Source organism: Flavobacterium psychrophilum DSM 3660 = ATCC 49418 (assembly GCF_002217405.1).
GTDB classification, from domain to species: domain Bacteria; phylum Bacteroidota; class Bacteroidia; order Flavobacteriales; family Flavobacteriaceae; genus Flavobacterium; species Flavobacterium psychrophilum.
In genome coordinates this window covers 1-2,583 of the sequence record NZ_MUHE01000058.1, presented here as the reverse complement: position 1 = coordinate 2,583, position 2,583 = coordinate 1, and the positions used below count along the sequence as shown (strand labels likewise).

The following is a 2,583-nucleotide window of genomic DNA, read 5'->3' as shown; positions in this document are numbered from 1 at the left end:
TTTAGCATTTTTATTTTGACCGAATTTGAAGAGTCCAAAGAAGTTTTTAATAAAATCATTTTAAAGCGTTTTAAAGCCTTTTTTTTTTTAGACTTATAATTTTACTGTAAACAGCAAAATAATCAAAATAAAGCCTTAAAAAGCATCAAAAAACCGCCCGCCCGCCCCCTGGTTTACTTTCAATCTTTTTCTTTTTTGTTTTTTTGTTTTTCTTTTTTGGACTTTTTTCTGAAAGGACTTTTTTGGGATTTCAACCAAATAAAAACCGAAAACAAGACAAAATTAGGTCGCACGCGCTACTGTTTAAAAACTTTAAAAAGATTTAAATACTTTAGGCACTCGGAAACCCCAATAAAATCAAGGGTTAACGATTTGAAAAGAAACTTTTTATAAGCGAAAAGAAACTTTTTATAAGCGAAAAGAAACTTTTTATAAGCGAAAAGAAACTTTTTATAAGCGAAAAGAAATTATTTTTTAAATAGTTTCTTTATTTAGTTTCCTTTATTATATTTGCTTTATGGAAAACAAAAAAACACCTTCCGAAAAGAAAATAAAGCAACATAATACCATTACATCGGGTCGTTATGATTTTAGTGCCTGTCAATTAGATGTATTGTTTATGTTGTTGGCTTCGCTGAATGAATCCGATGAGTTGGGTAAGGAGTATCATATTAGGGTTAAGGATATTGAACTTATAACAGGTCGTAAATGGAACTATCAGCAGTTAAGAGAGGGTACCGAAGATATGATGTCTCGTGTTTTTGAAATTCAGATGCCTCAAGGTCTGCGTCAAATTGTATTATTTACAACTGTTCAATACTTGGATGGGACGGGTAGTTTTTATATGAAAATAAACGAAGATGCTCGCCCTTATTTCTTTGATTTAAAAAATAATTTTACTCTTTTAGAATTAAAATCCGTTCTATCATGCACTTCAAAACACGCAAAAAGAATGTACTCTTTAGCTTGTCAATGGCGTGGTACAGGCGGTCATACTTACAGCATTGGGGAACTTAAAGAAATTTTAGGCTTAAAAGATCCTAAAGGGAAAGAGCCTGAGCAGTATACAAAGGTTAGTATGTTTAAAAAACAAGTTTTAGATATCGCAAAAAGGCAAATAAACGAGCATACCGATATTGTTTTCGATTACGAACTATTAAAAACTAGAGGGCGTTCCTTTGATACTATAAAATTATTTTGTGGTTTCTCAAAACCAAAATTACAATTAGAAATTGATTTTAATGGAAATTTAGAAGAACAAAAGAAAAATGGCGAACTACTCCAGAAGATAGCTAATATAAAAGCCGTAGGTATTCGGGAAGATTTAGCGGAACTGTGGGCTGTCAAGTATTGGAAGCAATTTGTAGAAGAAAAAAACAACCTGCTGGAAATGGTTAGTAAAGGTAAAATTATTGATGATAAAGCAGCTTATTTGGTTGGTATCTTCAAAAAGAAAGGTTTGGTTTAATTATATAAAAAACGTAATCTATGTTAAACGATATTAAAAAAGCTATGGAAACAGCCATGGGAGAACTTGATGCTAAAAAAAGATTGGTTATTTTAAAAGAGGGAAGAAAGAAATTAATGATCTATTTATTAGAGGGGAAGATGAAGCAAAATGTATTAAAAAACGCTTTGGAAGAAATCAAAAAAATACCTTTTTATACTAATTAAATAAAAAACAAGTGTTGTTTTTTAAGTCTAAAAACAAACTCAAAAATAAAATAAAACCCCCTCTAATTTGTATCTAAATTAGAGGGGGTTTTATTTTATTTTTGAGTCGCCCCGACGGCAGGTCGCACGAGATTGTTTTTTTTGTGTTTTTTTGTAAATGCGTACTAAAAAATAGTGTATTTATTTATAAATCAATGTTTTAAAAAAAGAAAAATATAAATGTACGTATAAATGTACGTATTGTAGTTAAAACCAAATAATTAAACAACTAAAAATCAGCACTTTATAAAATAAACTATCGCTTTGCGTCGTTCCCTCTTGCTTCTTTCTACATTCTGCCCAAAAAGTTCAAAAAAAGCAAAAAAATAATTCAGAAAAAAGTCCGAAAAAGAAGCTTAATAATGCCCTTTAAGTGATTGGATTTCTATTGTATTATTTTCTTTAATTTCGTATATAATTCTATGCTCTTGATTAATTCTTCTTGACCAATAACCCGATAAATTGTGTTTTAATTTTTCTGGCTTTCCGATTCCTTCAGTTGGGTTTTCTTGAATCGAAATAATTAGTTTTTGTATCTTATTTTGAATTATTTTGTCCCCGCTTTTTTTCCAATAACTAATATCTTTTAGGGCTTCATCAGTATACCCTATTTCCATAAATCCTCTGTTTTTATAAATGTAACTCTGCCTTTTTCAGAGTCTTCTTTTGAGCGCATTATTTTGGCTACAAATTCGGGATTATACGGTTCATCATTTATTTCTGCAATAGGGACAATCGCATAAGTCTTGCCTTTACCTCTGTGGATCAATATTTTTTCTTCCTGTGCTATATCAAGATATTTTTTGATATTTCCCCTAAATTCGGATACGCTAATTGTTATCATTGTTTTTTTACAAATGTACATAATTA

Annotated in this window: 4 protein-coding genes; 2 read left to right on the top strand and 2 right to left on the bottom strand. The window is 30.1% G+C overall.

What is annotated here, in order from left to right; all coding sequences use genetic code 11:
• The first annotated feature begins 517 nt into the window (after window positions 1–517).
• Together B0A57_RS11405 and B0A57_RS11400 are read left to right on the top strand one after the other, a co-directional pair.
• On the top strand, window positions 518–1,468 hold the full coding sequence (locus tag B0A57_RS11405) for a replication initiation protein (protein WP_089082004.1): 951 nt from the start codon (window positions 518–520) through the stop codon (window positions 1,466–1,468).
• A 20-nt stretch (window positions 1,469–1,488) separates the two neighbouring features.
• The gene (locus B0A57_RS11400) at window positions 1,489–1,674 is read left to right on the top strand and encodes a hypothetical protein (RefSeq protein WP_089082003.1); all 186 of its coding nucleotides are present in this window, start codon (window positions 1,489–1,491) and stop codon (window positions 1,672–1,674) included.
• Window positions 1,675–2,069: 395 nt separating this feature from the next.
• Here the strand turns inward: B0A57_RS11400 and B0A57_RS11395 are convergent, their stop codons facing one another.
• Together B0A57_RS11395 and B0A57_RS11390 are read right to left on the bottom strand one after the other, a co-directional pair.
• The gene (locus B0A57_RS11395; RefSeq protein ID WP_059015240.1) at window positions 2,070–2,330 is read right to left on the bottom strand and encodes a Txe/YoeB family addiction module toxin; all 261 of its coding nucleotides are present in this window, start codon (window positions 2,328–2,330) and stop codon (window positions 2,070–2,072) included.
• Window positions 2,321–2,583 (bottom strand): DUF2683 family protein (locus B0A57_RS11390; protein WP_089082002.1); only part of this gene is annotated, 263 nt, incomplete at its 5' end. The genes B0A57_RS11390 and B0A57_RS11395, both read right to left, overlap by 10 nt.